This is a genomic window from Streptacidiphilus sp. PAMC 29251, assembly GCF_054208735.2.
This window is the reverse complement of sequence record NZ_CM135725.2, coordinates 1,799,291-1,814,668: the sequence shown is the minus strand read 5'-3', so window position 1 is coordinate 1,814,668 and position 15,378 is coordinate 1,799,291. Positions and strand designations below refer to the sequence as shown.

At 70.4% G+C, this 15,378-nt stretch carries 9 protein-coding genes and 1 pseudogene; 4 read left to right on the top strand and 6 right to left on the bottom strand.

What is annotated here, in order from left to right; translation table 11 throughout:
• Positions 1 to 181: 181 nt before the first annotated feature.
• Together ACXKR8_RS08580 and ACXKR8_RS08575 are read right to left on the bottom strand one after the other, a co-directional pair.
• Entirely contained in the window at positions 182 to 3,505 is a 3,324-nt protein-coding gene (locus ACXKR8_RS08580; protein WP_462100412.1) for a lectin, read from the bottom strand.
• Between the two features lie 78 nt (positions 3,506 to 3,583).
• A complete protein-coding gene (locus tag ACXKR8_RS08575; protein WP_458272295.1) occupies positions 3,584 to 4,591 on the bottom strand; it encodes a LacI family DNA-binding transcriptional regulator in 1,008 nt (335 codons plus the stop codon).
• Positions 4,592 to 4,741: 150 nt separating this feature from the next.
• Here ACXKR8_RS08575 and ACXKR8_RS08570 point away from each other — a divergent pair, with 150 nt between their 5' ends.
• From ACXKR8_RS08570 to ACXKR8_RS08560, 3 genes are all read left to right on the top strand, one after another.
• A complete protein-coding gene (locus ACXKR8_RS08570; protein ID WP_458272294.1) occupies positions 4,742 to 5,527 on the top strand; it encodes an ATP-binding cassette domain-containing protein in 786 nt (261 codons plus the stop codon).
• Positions 5,527 to 6,567 (top strand): ABC transporter permease, encoded by a 1,041-nt coding sequence (locus ACXKR8_RS08565; RefSeq protein WP_458272293.1) that lies wholly within the window; start codon positions 5,527 to 5,529, stop codon positions 6,565 to 6,567. The genes ACXKR8_RS08570 and ACXKR8_RS08565 overlap by 1 nt, the downstream gene beginning before the upstream one ends.
• A gap of 66 nt (positions 6,568 to 6,633) precedes the next feature.
• Positions 6,634 to 7,596: an ABC transporter substrate-binding protein gene (locus ACXKR8_RS08560; RefSeq protein ID WP_458272292.1), complete on the top strand. Its 963-nt coding sequence runs from the start codon at positions 6,634 to 6,636 to the stop codon at positions 7,594 to 7,596.
• A gap of 58 nt (positions 7,597 to 7,654) precedes the next feature.
• On the opposite strand, the gene ACXKR8_RS08555 is transcribed toward ACXKR8_RS08560, so the two are convergent.
• Positions 7,655 to 9,478 (bottom strand): galactose-binding domain-containing protein, encoded by a 1,824-nt coding sequence (locus ACXKR8_RS08555; protein ID WP_462100411.1) that lies wholly within the window; start codon positions 9,476 to 9,478, stop codon positions 7,655 to 7,657.
• 186 nt (positions 9,479 to 9,664) lie between these two features.
• Between ACXKR8_RS08555 and ACXKR8_RS08550 the strand changes: the two genes are divergently transcribed.
• Positions 9,665 to 10,660, top strand: coding sequence for a ketopantoate reductase family protein (locus tag ACXKR8_RS08550; protein WP_458272291.1), 996 nt, complete (start codon positions 9,665 to 9,667; stop codon positions 10,658 to 10,660).
• Positions 10,661 to 10,687: 27 nt separating this feature from the next.
• Here the strand turns inward: ACXKR8_RS08550 and ACXKR8_RS08545 are convergent.
• From ACXKR8_RS08545 to nirB, 3 genes and pseudogenes are all read right to left on the bottom strand, one after another.
• Positions 10,688 to 12,084, bottom strand: a pseudogene (locus ACXKR8_RS08545) (nitrate/nitrite transporter).
• Positions 12,085 to 12,178: 94 nt separating this feature from the next.
• Positions 12,179 to 12,583, bottom strand: coding sequence for a nitrite reductase small subunit NirD (nirD, locus tag ACXKR8_RS08540; RefSeq protein ID WP_458272289.1), 405 nt, complete (start codon positions 12,581 to 12,583; stop codon positions 12,179 to 12,181).
• The gene (gene nirB, locus ACXKR8_RS08535) at positions 12,580 to 15,156 is read right to left on the bottom strand and encodes a nitrite reductase large subunit NirB (RefSeq protein ID WP_458272288.1); all 2,577 of its coding nucleotides are present in this window, start codon (positions 15,154 to 15,156) and stop codon (positions 12,580 to 12,582) included. Before nirB ends, nirD begins: the two co-directional genes overlap by 4 nt.
• Positions 15,157 to 15,378 lie beyond the last annotated feature (222 nt).

Sequence of the window (15,378 nt, the reverse complement as noted above, 5' to 3'; positions counted from 1 at the left end):
CCGGGCGAGGGGTCGTCAAAAGCCCCCCACCTGCGGCGATGTCCTCACCGTAGCGGCCGGTGCGGGGCGTGCCCGGTAGCGCCGGGGCGTGCCGAGGGTGAAGCAGCGAACGTGTGTACGGATACAACGACGGCCGCCCCGGGTCACTGACCCGGGGCGGCCGCGAGAGCCCAGCTGTCGGTCAGGGCAGGTTCCACTTCTGGGCGTTGCTGCTGTTGCAGGTGTAGATCTGGAGCTGGGTGCCGGTCACGGTGGTGGAGTTGGGGTCGTCCAGGCACTTGCCGGAGCCGGGGTTGACCAGGGAGCCGGAGGAGCCGACCGCCCACTGCTGGGCGCCGGTGCCGTTGCAGCCGTACCACTGGACCTTGGTGCCGTCGGCGGTGCCGCTGTTGCTGACGTCCAGGCAGCCGCCGAGGACCTTCAGCGTGCCGTCGGTCCCCACCGTCCACTGCTGGGCGCCGCTGGCGTTGCAGGTGTAGATGTCGATCGGGTTGCTGTTGGTGGTGGCGCTGTGCAGGTCGTCCACGCACAGGCCGGTGGAGACCCCTGAGGTGATCGGGCCGACATGCGGAGTGGTTCCGCCGCCGCCGGTGCTGAAGCCGATGGCGAAGACATGCAGCGCGCCGGTGCCCACGTCCGAGGGGAGTCGGACGCTCGCCACGGTCTTGCCCGCGGTCAGGGTGACCGGGGCGCTGGCGAAGAGATAGGTCTTGACGGTGTCGGAGGTGGTGCCGGCCTGGTTGCGGTACGCCACGGTGGCCGCCACCGTGCTGCCGGCCAGGGCGGTCGCCGAACCGCCGTTCAGGGTCCAGTCGGAGAAGGCCAGCGGCACCGACTGGGTGGTGCCGTCGGTGTAGTTGACGGTGGCCGTGCCCGAGGAGGGGCCGTTGCTGGCCGTGCCGAGGAAGGAGATCGCCCCGGAGCCGGTGGCGGCCACGGTCTGGCCGTTGGACAGGTAGTTGTCGGGCTGCCCGGCGGCCACGTTCGGCCAGGTGAAGGAGGTGCCGCCGGCGCTGACCGTGCCGCCGGGGTTGATCCCGGCATTGGCCAGCGCGGTGGCGGAGTAGCTCCAGCCGCCGCCGTCGAAGTTGGCACTGGAGGAGGCGGCGTCGGCGGAGACGCCGATGTCGGTGTAGGTCGGGTTTCCGGCGTAGGAGGGCGGCGCCGCGGAGGCGGCCGAGGCCCAGGAGGTGTTGGCGGTGGTGCCCAGGGTGAAGCCCAGGGTTCCGCCGCCGCTGATCGCCCCGGCCGGGGCGTAGGCGTTGTTCCAGGCCGCGCCGTTCCAGCTGGCCGACTGGACGTAGGGGGCGTTGTCGGCGGCGCCGCTGCCGTTGATGGTCAGCGTGCTGCCGGACGGGAGGGTGATCACGGCCTGGGTGAACATCGGCGAGCCGAGCGCCAGGTCGGCGGTGCCGGGGGTCTCCGGGTAGAGGCCCAGCGCGGACCAGACGTACCAGGAGCTCATTTCGCCGAGGTCGTCATTGCCGGCCAGCCCGCCGGGGGCGTCGGTCCAGATCTGGTCCTGGACCTGCCGGACCACCTTCTGGGTCTTGTAGGGCTGGCCGATGTAGTCGTACTCCCAGGGGATGTTGAGGCTGGGCTCATTGCCGAGGTCGGTGTGCCCGCTGCCGCCGGTCAGCGAGGACAGGTCGGTGTCGAGGAAGGCGGCCAGCTTGCTGTCGCCGCCCATGGCGGTGGCCAGGCCGTGCACATTGAACGGCACCATCGGGGTGTACTGCCAGGAGTCGCCCTCGACGAAGTTGTTGCCGGAGGTCGCCGAGAAGCTCGCGGTCCACGGCCCGCGCAGGTCGCGCGGCTGGATGAAGCCGCTGCTGTAGTCGAAGAGGTTCTTCCAGTCCTGGGCCCGGTTGGCGAAGGCGGTCTGCTGGGTGGTGTTGCCCAGCGCCCCGGCCAGCGCGGATATCGCGAAGTCGGCGGAGTTGTACTCCAGTGTGGTGGAGGCCGGACCGTAGAAGTTGCAGCAGCCGTAGCTGCCGTCGCTGGGCAGATAGCCCAGCTGCTCCAGGTAGTTGAGGCCGGGCCGGTTGTTGTTGGCGGTGGTGCCCTCGGCGACCATGTCGGTCAGCGCGGTGGCGGTGTCGAAGTTGGTGCCGCCGAAGGCGTGGTAGTCGGCGAGGATCTCGTCGGCAGGGTCGCCGACCATGACGTAGCTCTCCCCGTTGTCCTCGGACCACTTGGGGAACTGGCCGGTCTGGGTGTAGTCGTCCACCATCGACTGCGCGGTGTCGGAGGCGGCCTGCGGGTCGACCAGCGCCTCGAGTTGGGCCTGGGAGCGGTAGATGTCCCAGCCCGAGTAGTTGGCGTAGGCGGCGCTGTGGCCGGAGTCGACGGTGTGGGTCTTGGCGTCGAAGCCGGCGTACTGGCCGTTGCTGTCGCTGATCACATTGGGGTGCAGCAGCGAGTGGTAGAGCGCGGTGTAGAAGACCGCCTGCTGGGCGGTGGTGCCGCCGTCGGTCTTCACCCGGCCGAGCAGGGCGTTCCAGGCGCTCAGCCCGGCGCTCTGGGTGCCGGCGAAGTTCCAGTTGGGGTTCTCGGTCGTGCGGTTGGCGACCGCGTTGGCGGTGGAGACGTAGGAGATGCCGACCTTGGCCTGCACCACCGGGTTGCTGGTGGTGTTGAAGGTGACATAGCCGTCGTTGGCGGCGGCCTGCGGGGTGACCGCCTTGGCCGTGACGCCCTTCTTGGCCGGGGGTTTGGCGCCGTGCAGGGTGGGCTTGTTCTTCGCCTCCGGCGCACTGGGCTTGGCCCCGGTGCTCGGCGTGGCGGACGGGGTGGCCTTGACCGCCGCGGTGCCGTTGCCGGCGAAGGGCTGGTCGAAGACCATGTCGAAGTAGACGGTGTAGGCGTTGCCCGCGCCGCAGAACTTCCCGCTGGTGACCTGGCCGCTCACCTCGGTGCTGCTGACCACGTTGAACTGGGTGTTGGAGTCGCCGTTCTGACTGTTCGCCAGTTTGAACACCAGGTTGGACTGGGTGGAGGACGGGAAGGTGAATCGGGCCATCCCGCTCCGGGTGGTGGCGGTGAGCTCGGTCTTCACCCCGTTGTTGAGGGACACCGCGTAGGAGCCGGGGGTGGCCGACTCATTGGCGTGCGAGAAGGCGTCCGTGGCGCTGGTGCTGACCGCGCCGACGGTCGGCAGCACGGGTATGTCGCCGCCGGCGCCGCAGCCGGGCCCGGCGATGTGGGTGAGGCTGAAGCCGGTGATCGACGAGTCCTTGTACTCGTAGCCGCCGCCGTCGGGGCGGGACGGGGTGTCCGGGCTCCACTGCACCATGCCGAACGGTGCGTCCGCGCCGGGGAAGTCGTCCGCCGCGTTGGAGGTGCCGATGAACGGGTTCACCAGCGAGGCCGGTGAAGTGACGAGGGCGGCCGGCTTCGCGGTGGCGAAGGCGGGGGCCGCGGTGGCACCGGAGGCCAGCAGCGCGGCCACCGCCAGCAGGGGTAACGCCGAACGGTGCTTTCCACGGGGTCGTGGCATCAGCATGGTCCCTTCCTGACAACGTTGTCTACGTTCGGAACATGCCAATAAGCTGACCGCAACTCGGCCAGCTGTCAAGACAACTCACAGAAGGTGCGGTCCCGGGATCTCTCCGGACCCCCGCTGCACCAGTTCGGTCGGCAGTACCACCGTGCGCGGCGGCGAGGTGTCGCCGTGGATCCGGGCGAACAGCAGATGAGCTGCGGTGCTGCCCATGGCGACCGGGTCCTGGGCGATCACCGTCACCGGCGGATCCAGCTGCGGCGCCAGCTGGAAGTCGTCGAAACCGACCAGGGCGACCCCGGGCGGCAGCGCGGCCCGTACGCCGAGGCCGACGATGCCGTTGCTGGCCAGCACGGCCGTCGGCGGGGCCGGGTGCGCCAGCATCCCGGTCACCGCCTCGGCGGCGTCCGGGCCGAGCCGCAGCCCGTGCCGGACGATCGCCGGGTCGGCCGGGATCCCGGCGTCGGCCAGCGCTGCCAGATAGCCGGCGTAGCGGTCCTCGATCGTGGAGATGTCCAACCGGTCGCCCAGGTAGGCGATCCGGCGGTGCCCGTGCGCGATCAGATGCCGGATCGCCGCGTGCGCCGAGCCCAGGTTGTCGACCACCACGGCGTCGGTCCGCAGCCCCGCCGCCGGACGGTCCGCGCACACCACCCGGGTGCCGGTGGTCATCGCGTTGCGCAGGAAGCGGTGGCTGCCGGCCACCGGGATCAGGATCAGCCCGTCGATCCGGCGCGAGGTGAACGCGGAGACCACCTCGCGCTCGCGGTGCAGGTCGTCGCGGGAGGAGCCGATCAGGACCACGCTGCCGTGCTGCCTGGCGACGTCCTCGGCGGCGGAGGCCAGGCCCGCCATGAACGGGTCGGCGACATTGTCGACCAGGATGCCGATGGTCTGGCTGAGCTGGCCCTTGCGGCGCAACTGCCGCGCCACGTCGTCCCGTTGGTAGCCCAGGATCCGGATCGCCCGCTGCACCTTGGCGGCGGTCTCGGGCATCACCCCGGGCTCGCCGTTGACCACGCGGGAGACGGTCATGGTGCTGACGCCGGCCCGCTGGGCGACGTCCTTCATCGTAGGCCGGGCGATCATGTTCCGGACCCCCCTCCGCCGCCTTCGGCGTCCGTCGACTGGTAACGATACAACCGATAACAACGCCTGCAAGGCACTTGACGCCACATCAGCACTGGGTTGACGATCGGAGCGTTGTTAACGATACCAAGCGGGTCCGAGGGCGATGGGATGGCAACGATGTCAATGCCGGAGCGTGAGCCGCTGCTCGCCGCCCGCGGGGTGGTGAAGCGGTTCGGACAGGTCCAGGCGTTGCAGGGAGCGGACTTCACCGCCTATCCGGGGGAGGTGGTGGCACTGATCGGCGACAACGGCGCCGGAAAGTCGACCCTGGTGAACGTCCTCTCCGGGGTGGTCCCGCCGGACGGCGGGGAGATCACCATCGACGGGGTGCCGGTGAGTTTCGACGGGCCGATGGACGCGCAGCGGCACGGGGTGGAGACGGTCTACCAGGATCTGTCGCTGGCCCCGCACCTGGACGCGGCGGCGAATCTCTACCTGGGACGGGAGTTGTTCCGGGGCGGGCTGCTCCGTCCGTTCCACGCGCTGGACCGTCCGGCCATGCGGCGGGCGGCGGTGCAGGCGTTCGCCGAGCTGGGGGTGACCCTGCTGGACGTGGACGCCCCGGTCGGCTCGCTCTCCGGGGGCCAGCGGCAGTCGGTGGCGGTGGCCCGCGCGGTGGCCTTCGCCGACAAGGTCATCTTCATGGACGAGCCCACCGCCGCGCTGGGCGTGGTGCAGCGCGGCCGGGTGCTGGACACCGTGCGGCGGGTCCGGGACCGGGGCGTCAGCGTGGTGCTGATCAGCCACAACATGCCCGAGGTGCTGTCGGTGGCGGACCGGGTCGAGGTGCTGCGGCTGGGCCGCAGGGTGGCCTCGTTCACCGCGGCGGACACCTCGATCGAGGAGCTGGTCGGCGCGATGACCGGCTCCCTGGACGAGCAGAGGAGCGCCTGATGACCTCCGTGGAGGAGCAGACCGCCGCGCCCGCCGCGAAGACCCCTGAGCGCCGGGTGCCGGAGTGGGCGCGACGGGTGCTGCGCCGCAACGAGGCGTGGACGTTCGCGATCCTGGTGGCCCTGGTCGCCTACTTCTCGATCTCCGCGCCGGGCAAGTTCTTCACCGTCTACGACATCACCCAGATCGCCGTGAACGCCGCCATCTACCTGGTGCTCGGCGTCGGGATGACCTACGTCATCATCACCGCCGGGATCGACCTGTCGATCGGCTCGGTGCTGGTGCTGGCGGCGGTGGCGGCCGGTGAGTACAACATCCACCACGGCGGGGCCACGGCCGGCTGGGGCACGGTGGCGGTCTGCCTGGTGATCGCCCTGGCGGTGGGCACGGCCTGGGGCGCGCTGCAGGGCGCGCTGGTGGCCACCGGCAAGATCCCGGCGCTGATCGTCACCCTGGGCGGGCTCGGCGCGGCGCTGGGCCTGGCTGAGATCGCCACCGGCGGCCAGGACCCGTCCGGGGCCGTCGCGGCGCATCTGCAGAACAGTCTGGGCTACGGGAAGCTGCTGGGCATTCCCTGGCTGGTGATCCTGGCCGCCGGGGTGACCGTGGTGTTCGGGCTGCTGCTCGGCGGCACCAGGTTCGGGGTGCACACCTTCGCGATCGGCTCCAATCCGGCCGCCGCCCGCCGGGCCGGCATCCCGGTCGGCCGGCACTTGGTGAAGGTGTACGCGCTGATGGGGCTGCTGGCCGGGCTCGGCGCGGTGATGTGGCTGGCCTCGTACGGCACCACCTCCATCGCCGGGCACTCGACCGACAACCTCAAGGTGATCACCGCCGTGGTGCTGGGCGGCACCAGCCTCTTCGGCGGCCGCGGCTCGGTGCTCGGCACGGTGATCGGCGTGTTCATCCCGGCGGTGCTCACCACCGGGCTGATCGTCGTCGGGGTCCAGCAGTACTGGCAGGACGTGGCGGTGGGCGCGGTGCTGGTCGGCGCGGTCTATCTCGACCAGATCAGGAAGCAGGGGCGCGAGCGGATCTGACCTGCACGTCGACGCAGAACAAGAAGGGGAACGAAGATGAGAACCACGGCAAGAACGTTTCTGGTATTGGGAGTTGTCATCCCGTTCGCGGTGGCCGGCTGCAGCAGCAGCTCGGGCTCCAAGGGCTCCGGCACCGGCTCCGGCGGGACCGCGGGCAAGAGCATCACACTGATCACCGGGGTCAAGAGCGACCCGTTCTACATCACCATGACCTGCGCGGCGCAGGCCGAGGCCAAGGCCAAGGGCGTCAGCTTCAAGGCGGACGGCTCGGCCCAGTGGGACGTCTCGGTGCAGAAGCCGCTGATCGACTCGGTGGGCGCCGCCAAGCCGTCCGGGCTGATGGTGTCGCCGGTCGACACCGCGGCGCTGACACCCTCGCTGAAGCAGATCCAGTCCGCGGGGACCAAGGTCGCCCTGGTCGACACCTCGGTCACCGATCCGTCGATCGGGGTCACCCGGATCTCCTCCGACAATGTGAAGGGGGGTCAGGTCGCGGCGGACGCGCTCGCCAAGGAGATGGGCGAGAAGGGCTCGGTGATCGTGATCAGCGTCAAGCCGGGCGTCTCCACCACCGACGACCGGATCAAGGGCTTCACCCAGCAGATGGCCACCTACCCGGGCATCAAGGTGATCCCCACCCTCTACGACAACGACCTGCCGGCCACCGCGGCCTCGCAGATCCAGTCGACCCTGGCCGCGCACCCCGACCTCGGCGGGGTCTTCGCCGGGAACACCAACACCGCCCAGGGCATCGCCACCGGGCTCAAGCAGGCCAACAAGAACGGGACGGTCAAGGTGGTCGCCTTCGACGCCGAACCGGACGAGGTGACCGCCCTGAAGGCGAACACCATCCAGGTCCTGGTCGCCCAGGATCCGGCGGCCATCGGCACCCAGGCCGTGGACCAGCTGGTCGACGCGTTCAACGGCAAGCCGGTCACCGCGTCCATCGGCACCACCATGGTCGCCATCACCGCACAGAACATCAATGACCCCGCAGTCGCCAAGTACCTCTACAAGGGCGCCTGCTGAACGCAGCCCGGTCCCGGTCGGGGTTGAACCGACCGGGACCGGGGCGAGCGTCATTCGGCTACCAGCCGACGGCCACCTCCAGCCACTGCGGGTTGCTGTGGGAGATGAACGAGGACTGGCCGGCCACGTCGTCGTACGGGAAGCCGTACGCGAGGTTGTTGATGTCGTTGTCGTGCCAGAACTTCGCGTAGTAGTTGGCCGGGGCCGCCTTGTAGTACTGGGTCGGGTCGGCCTGCTGAGCTGCCGTCAGCCCGGCCACATGGCGGTTCAGCGCCGCGCAGTTGTTGGGGTCGGCGGCCAGGACTCCGGCGCATCCGAAGATGTCCGAGGTCGGGGCGTTGATCCCGTTGGCACTTGCGTAGGAGGTGAAGTAGTTGGCGTTGACGCCGCCGGCCCGGAAGCTCGGGTCGCTGCCGGGGGCGATGATCCGGTACGGCGCCTGGGTCTGTGCCAGCACCTGGAACGGCTGCGGTACGGCGTTGATGAACCGCTGGAAGGTGACCGCGCGGTCCTCGGCGAAGGTCGACTGGTTCTCGCCGACCTGGACGTCGTAGCCGTCCTTGGCGTGCAGCCGCATCGCGAGCTTCAGCCCGAAGGCGTCGACCCGGGTGGTGTTGCCGTTGAAGACGGCTGCGCCGACGGTGAACTCGATGAAGTCGTAGTAGAGACTGGTGGGCGAGCCGAGGTAGAAGTACATCCGGCCGGCCGAGTTGGCGGGCATGTCCAGGTAGGGCTGGTCGGCGATGGAGTGGGTCTGCCCGTTGAAGCTCCAGTAGACCTGACTGTCCGGGTACTTGCCGTTGGTGCGGTTGAGGATCTTGACCTCGACCACGTTTTGCGCGGCCGGGATGGTGCTGGTGTCGCCCCAGAAGCCGTTGGGGTCGGGGGTGGTCGACGCGGTCGCGCTGGCGCTGGTGGACGGGCTGCTTGAGGTACCCGCGTGGACCTGGAACTCGAGGAGCGAGTAGCCGTAGGCGGTGGCCCTGGCCGTCCCGTTCATCCGGATGTAGCGGCCGGTGCCGGCCACATTGAGGGTCTGGGTGCCGCCGGTACCGGTGGTGGTGGAGTAGATGGTGGTCCAGCCGCCGGTGCCGGTGTCGGAGACCTGGATCTGGAAGGCCGTCGCATAGGCGGCCTCCCACTGCAGCACCACCTGGCAGATGCTCTGGCTGGAGCCGAGGTCGACCTGGAGCCACTGCGGGTCGCTGAAGGCGCTGGACCAGCGGGTTCCGGTGTTGCCGTCGACCGCGGCGGAGGCCGGGAAGGTGGCGTTCTCGGTGGACGAGGCGGTGGCCGGGTGGTTCAGCGCCGCGTTGGCGGTGCCGCAGCCGCCCGGGGTGGTGCCGCCGATGGTGCCGTAGACCTGGAACTCGAAGAGCGAGTAGCCGTAGGCGGTGGCCCGAGCGGTGCCGTTCATCCGGACGTAGCGGCCGGTGCCGGTGATGTTGAGGGTCTGCACACCGCCGGTGCCGGTGGTGGTGCTGTAGATGTTGGTCCAGCCGCCGGTCCCGGTGTCGGAGACCTGGATCTGGAAGCCGGTGGCGTAGGCCGCCTCCCACTGCAGCACGACCTGGGTGATCGAGGCGCTGGCGCCCAGGTCGACCTGGACCCACTGCGGGTCGCTGAAGGCGCTGGACCAGCGGGTTCCGGTGTTGCCGTCGACCGCGGCGGAGGCCGGGAAGGTGGCGTTCTCGGTGGACGAGGCGGTGGCGGGCTTGCCCTGGGAGAGCAGGGTGCTGGCCGCGCCCGCCGGGGACTGGGTCACGACCAGGGCCAGGGCCGCGAGCAGCGCGGCGACCAGGACCACGATCAGCAGCGAACGGCGCCGCTTGTGGTGGTCGGGCTGTCGGAGAGTCAGTAAGGGGGCATGACTGCTGGACACAGTGGGGACTCCTGACCGTGGGTGGAGGGCCGCGCGGAGGGCGGCATACAGCCGTGAGAGCGCTCTCAGCGAGTGATGTCTACGCTCTTGACCCATCTGTGTCAACGGATCTGACCAAGAATCAGAGGTCCCGGAACCAGCCGGGGCGGAGCGGCGTCCGCCGGACGCGTGTGCGAGGCTCAGCTCATGCGCTACATCATCATCGGGGCAGGGGCCATCGGCGGCGGTATCGGCGGGAGGCTCCACGAGAGCGGCCATGACGTGGTGCTGGTCGCCCGCGGCCCGCATCTGGCGGCGCTGCGGGACGGCGGACTGCGGTTCAGCACGCCCGAGGGGACCAGGACGCTCGCCGTCCCGGCCGTGGGCGGCCCGGAGGAACTGGAGCTGGACCCGGCGGACGTGCTGGTGCTGGCGGTCAAGTCCCAGCACACCGCGGGGGTGCTGGACGACTGGGCGGCCCGGCCGGTGGCCGGCGGCGGCAGCTCCGACGAACTGCTGCCGCTGGTCTGCGCGCAGAACGGGGTGGAGAACGAGCGGATCGCCCTGCGCCGGTTCCGGCGGGTCTACGCGATGTCGGTGTGGATGCCGGCCACCCATCTGCAGCCGGGCGCGGTCGCCGTCCCCAGCGCTCCGCTCTCCGGCATCCTGACCCTCGGCCGCTACCCGGCCGGCGCCGACCCGACGGCCCGGGAGATCGCCGCGGACCTGGAGAAGTCCCGGTTCCAGGCGCCGGTCGACGCGGAGGTGATGCGCTGGAAGTACGGCAAGCTGATCGGCAACCTGGGCAACGCCGTGGACGCGCTGGCCGGTTCGACCGGGGAAGGCCAGGCCCGGGAACTGGCGGCCCGGGCCCGGGCCGAGGGCGAGGCGGTGCTGGCCGCCGCCGGGATCGCCCACGCCACCATCGCCGAGCAGTTGGAGCGCCGCGGCGACCTGATCCGCAGCGTGCCGCTGGACGGGGTGGAACTGGGCGGCAGCTCCACCCGGCAGAGCCTGGCCAAGGGCGCCGGATCGACCGAGGCGGACTACCTCAACGGCGAGATCGTGCTGCTCGCCCGGGAGCACGGGCTGCCGGCCCCGGTGAACGCCGCGCTGCAGCGGTTGGCCGCGGAGTACGCGCGCCAGGGCCGCGCGCCGGGGAGCCTCCCGGCGGCGGACCTGGCGGCGCTGCTGGCGCTCTGAGCCGAACGGCCGGGCCGGGCCGTCGGCTCAGGCCGTGCTGGTGACGGCCGGGGCGGTGGCCGGGGCGGTCTGTCCGCGCCGGTAGACCGCCCAGGTCAGCACCAGGCAGAAGGCGTAGGCGAGCAGGAAGGCAAGATAGGCCGCGTTGCCGTTGTGGGCGCTGAGGAAGGACTGCCGGATGGCGAGGTTCACCAGCACCCCGCCGAAGGCGCCGATCGCCCCGGCGACCCCGATCAGCGCGGTGGCGCTGCGCTGGGAGTTGCGTTCGGCCTCGACCGGGTCGGCGCCGTCCAGGACGGCGGCCTTGGCCCTGGCCCGGAAGATGGCCGGGATCATGGTGTAGGTGGAGCCGTTGCCGATGCCGCTGAAGACGAACAGGGCGATGAACCCGGCCAGGAACAGCGGCAGCGAATGCTGCTCCGAGGCGATCAGCACCACCCCCGCGCCGACCGCCATCGCGGCGAAGTTCCAGCAGGTCACCCTGGCCCCGCCCCAGCGGTCGGCCATCCTGCCCCGATCGGGCGGACCAGCGAGCCCAGCAGCGGGCCGAGGAAGGTCAGATAGGCGGCCTTGATCGGGGTGTCGAACTGGTCGTGGAACTGCACCTGCAGTACCTGGCCGAAGGCGAAGCCGAAGCCGATGAAGGAGCCGAAGGTGCCCACGTACAGCACCGACATCACCCAGGTGTGCGGTTCGCGGCAGCTGTCCCGCAGCGCGTGCCTGCGGTTCGCCGGGGCTCCGAAGTTGTTCATCGCCAGGGCCGCGCCCAGCGCCGCCAGCACGATCAGCGGCACGTACACCAGCGGCAGCAGCCGGGGGTGGGCGGCGCCGGCGGTGGCCAGGATCAGCAGGCCGACGAGTTGCACCGCCGCCACGCCGAGGTTGCCGCCGCCGGCGTTGACGCCCAGCGCCCAGCCCTTGAGCCGCTGCGGGTAGTAGGCGTTGATGTTCGCCATCGAGGAGGCGAAGTTGCCCCCGCCGACCCCGGCCACGGCCGCGAGCAGCACCAGGGTGCTGTACGAGACGCCGGGCTTCAGCAGGATCCCGGCGAGCACGGTCGGGATCAGCAGCAGCAGGGCGCTGACGATGGTCCAGTTGCGTCCGCCGAAGCGGGCCACGGCGGTGGTGTAGGGCAGCCGCAGCACCGAGCCGACCGCGGTGGGGACGGCGGTGAGCAGGAACTTCCCGGCGGCGTCGATGTGGTACTGCGGTCCTAGGAAGAGCACCAGCACCGACCACAGGCTCCACACCGAGAAGCCGATGTGCTCCGAGATGACCGAGAACAGCAGGTTGCGCCGGGCCACGGCGGCCCCCGTGCGTTCCCAGAAGGCCGGATCCTCGGGCTGCCACTCGGTGAGGCTGCGGGAGCGGGGGCGTGGCTGATCCGTGGCCGTCGAACCCGGTTCGTGGACTGTCGCGCTCATGGTGCCTGCCTCACGTAGGGGGAAGGGGGTGCTGACAGTGGGTCACGCTAGGGAGCTGAGATTTCGTCATCTGTTCGATTCAGGCACCGGCGCGCTACGGCTTGCGCACGTCGGGTTCAGGCCGCTGTGAGGTTCTGATCGGCCAGGTGCGCAGCGTGGAGCTGCTGCCGTCCGGCGCCTGGTCCTCGTCCAGGCAGACCCCGGTGCGCAGGTCGAAGGCCTGCTTGTACATCGGCGAGATCAGCACCGGCACCTCGCCCCGACTGCCGATCAGACCGCGGGAGAGCACGTACGCGCCGCTGAACGGGTCGCGGTTGTCCAGGGCGTAGAGGGCGCCCGCGCGGTCGCGGAAGGCCGCGATCTGGTGGTCGCCCAGGAGCAGGGCCACCCCCCGGCCCGGGGTCAGCCGGTCGAGGGTGCTGACGCCCACCCAGCGTTCACCGTCGTGGATCTCAACCGTCTCGATCAGCACTACCGTTGCGTGCGTCACTAGGGTCATCGGGTACGTACCTCCAGGGCGGAGCCGGCGATCAACGGCAGGGCACGGCCGTCCTCGTCCGGCCTGGCCGGACGGATCTGGTCACGTTCGGGGACGAAGCGCACGGTCGGGTCGGGGGTGTCGGGGGCGTTGACGAAGGAGACGAAGCGGCTCAGCCGCTCCGGGTCGGCCAGGGTGGCGGCCCACTCGTCCTGGTAGGTCTCGACATGACGGGCCATCAACTCGTCCAGGTCGGCGCAGATGCCCAGCGAGTCGTCCAGCAGCACCGCGCGCAGGTGGTCCAGGCCGCCCTCGAGCCTGGCCAGCCAGGGCGCGGTGCGCTCCAGTCGGTCGGCGGTGCGGATGTAGAACATCAGAAAGCGGTCGATGGTGCGGATGAGCGTGTCGTGGTCCAGATCCTGTGCCAGCAGGTCGGCATGACGTGGCGTCATCCCGCCGTTGCCGCCGAGGTAGAGGTTCCAGCCCTCGGCGGTGGCGATGATCCCGAAGTCCTTGCTCTGTGCCTCGGCGCACTCCCGGGCGCATCCGGACACCGCGGACTTCAGCTTGTGAGGGGCTCTCAAGCCACGGTAGCGCAGCTCAAGTTCAATGGCGAGAGCCACTGAATCCTGCACCCCGTAGCGACACCAGGTCTGCCCCACACAGGACTTGACGGTTCGCAAAGCTTTTCCATAAGCGTGTCCTGATTCGAATCCGGCGTCCACGAGCCGGGTCCAGATCAGCGGCAGCTGGTCCACCCGGGCGCCGAGGAGGTCGATCCGCTGGCCGCCGGTGATCTTGGTGTAGAGCCCGAAGTCGCGGGCGATCTCGCCGATGGTGATCAGGCCGTCCGGTGTGATCTCGCCGCCGGGGATCCGCGGCACCACCGAGTAGGAGCCGTTGCGCTGCAGATTGCCGAGGTGGTGGTCGTTGGTGTCCTGCAGCGCGCCCTGCTCGCCGTCCAGGATGTGCCCCCGGTCCAGGCTGGCCAGGATGGACGCGGCCACCGGCTTGCAGATCTCGCAGCCCTCACCGCGGCCGTGCTCCCGCAGCAGCCGGAAGAAGCTGCTGATGCCCTTCACCCGGACGATCTCGTACAGCTCGGACCTGGTGTGGGCGAAGTGCTCGCAGAGGCCGTGGGCGAGCTCGACCCCGGCGGCGGTCAGTTCCTCCCGGACGATGGTGTCGACCATCTTCACGCAACTGCCGCAGCCGGTACCGGCTTTGGTGCACTTCTTCACCTCCGGCACGGTGCCGCAACTGCCGTCCCGCACCGCCCCGGCGATGACCGCCTTGGTGACGTGGTGGCAGGAGCAGACCACGGCCTCGTCCGGCAGCGCCAGCGGGCCGATCGGCGCGCCGAGGCCGGCCGGCAGCACCAGCTGCTCCGGGCTGGCCGGCAGCACCGCCCCGCTCAGCGCCAGCGGGCGCAGCGCGTCATAGGACTCGGTGTCGCCGACCAGGACGCCGCCGAGCAGCCGGCCGTCCGCGCCGACCACCAGTTTGCGGTAGATCCCGGAGCGGCCGCTGCTGTAGACGACGTCGAGCGCGCCCTCGCTGCCGCCGTGGGCGTCGCCGAAGCTGGCCACGTCCACGCCGAGCAGTTTCAGCTTGGTGGAGGTGTCGGCGCCGGTGAAGCTGCCCAGGCCGCCGGTCAGATCGAGGGCCGCCGCCTCGGCCATCGCATAACCGGGCGCCACCAGCCCGTACACCCGGCCGTCGGCGGCCAGGGCGCACTCGCCGATCGCCCAGACCCGCGGGTCGGCGGTGCGGCAGCGGTGGTCCACCACGATTCCGCCGCGCTCGCCGACCGGCAGGCCGCAGTCCCGGGCCAGCTGGTCCCGGGGGCGGATCCCGGCCGAGAAGACCACCAGGTCGACGTCCAGGACGGTGCCGTCGGAGAGGGCCATGCTGCGGGCCGTGCCGTCCGCGCCGGTGTCGATCCGCTGGGTGGCGGCGCCGGTGTGGACCACCACGTCCAGCTCCTCGATCTTTCGGCGCAGGATGTCGCCGCCGCCCTGGTCCACCTGAAGCGCCATCAGCCGGGGCGCGAACTCCACCACATGCGTCTCCAGACCGAGCGCCCTCAGTGCGCCGGCGGCTTCAAGTCCCAGCAGTCCACCACCGACCACGGCGCCGACCGAGGCGTGCGCCGCACGGTCCCGGATCGCCTCCAGATCCTCGATGGTGCGGTAGACGTGGCAGCCCTCGGCGTCGTGCCCGGGGATCGGCGGCACGAACGGATAGGAGCCGGTGGCCAGCACCAGGGCGTCATAGCCGACGGTGCGTCCGGCCCGGGTGGTGACCGTGCGGGCGGCGCGGTCGACGGCGACGGCGGGGTCGTCCAGGTGCAGTTCCAGGCTGTGTCCGGCGGCGCGCAGCCCGTCCAGGAACCCGGTCGGGCAGAGCGACAGCTCGTCGGCACCGGTACCGGAGAACCAGGAGGTCAGCTGCACCCGGTCGTAGGCCGGACGCGGCTCCTCGGCGAGCACGGTGATCCGCCAGGGGGTCGCCGGGCTGTGCTCGGCGACCGCCTCCAGGAAGCGCTGGCCGACCATGCCGTGCCCGACGAGGACAAGGTGCTGCGGTGTCATGGGCGGACTCCTCGGGGAGGGGTGAACGACGTACCGGTGCTGGCCATGTCACTCAGCGTCAACGGGCCGGGTTACGCGTCCGGGTCGTCCGTGTTGCCGCAGCGGTACAGGTGGCTCACATCGGCGACGTTCTGAGGTGACGGACCGGACATCTGGCGTAACCCGTGACGTGCTCAGCTAACGTCGGCGTGATCGGTACGGAACAAGCACGTAATACCACTG

What these genes read in the sequence shown, in the direction of transcription:
- ACXKR8_RS08580 (WP_462100412.1), bottom strand. Translation starts at nt 3,505, where the DNA reads ATGCTGATGCCACGACCCCGTGGAAAGCACCGTTCGGCGTTACCCCTG.
- ACXKR8_RS08575 (WP_458272295.1), bottom strand. Translation starts at nt 4,591, where the DNA reads ATGATCGCCCGGCCTACGATGAAGGACGTCGCCCAGCGGGCCGGCGTC.
- ACXKR8_RS08570 (WP_458272294.1), top strand. Translation starts at nt 4,742, where the DNA reads ATGGCAACGATGTCAATGCCGGAGCGTGAGCCGCTGCTCGCCGCCCGC.
- ACXKR8_RS08565 (WP_458272293.1), top strand. Translation starts at nt 5,527, where the DNA reads ATGACCTCCGTGGAGGAGCAGACCGCCGCGCCCGCCGCGAAGACCCCT.
- ACXKR8_RS08550 (WP_458272291.1), top strand. Translation starts at nt 9,665, where the DNA reads ATGCGCTACATCATCATCGGGGCAGGGGCCATCGGCGGCGGTATCGGC.
- nirD (WP_458272289.1), bottom strand. Translation starts at nt 12,583, where the DNA reads ATGACCCTAGTGACGCACGCAACGGTAGTGCTGATCGAGACGGTTGAG.
- nirB (WP_458272288.1), bottom strand. Translation starts at nt 15,156, where the DNA reads ATGACACCGCAGCACCTTGTCCTCGTCGGGCACGGCATGGTCGGCCAG.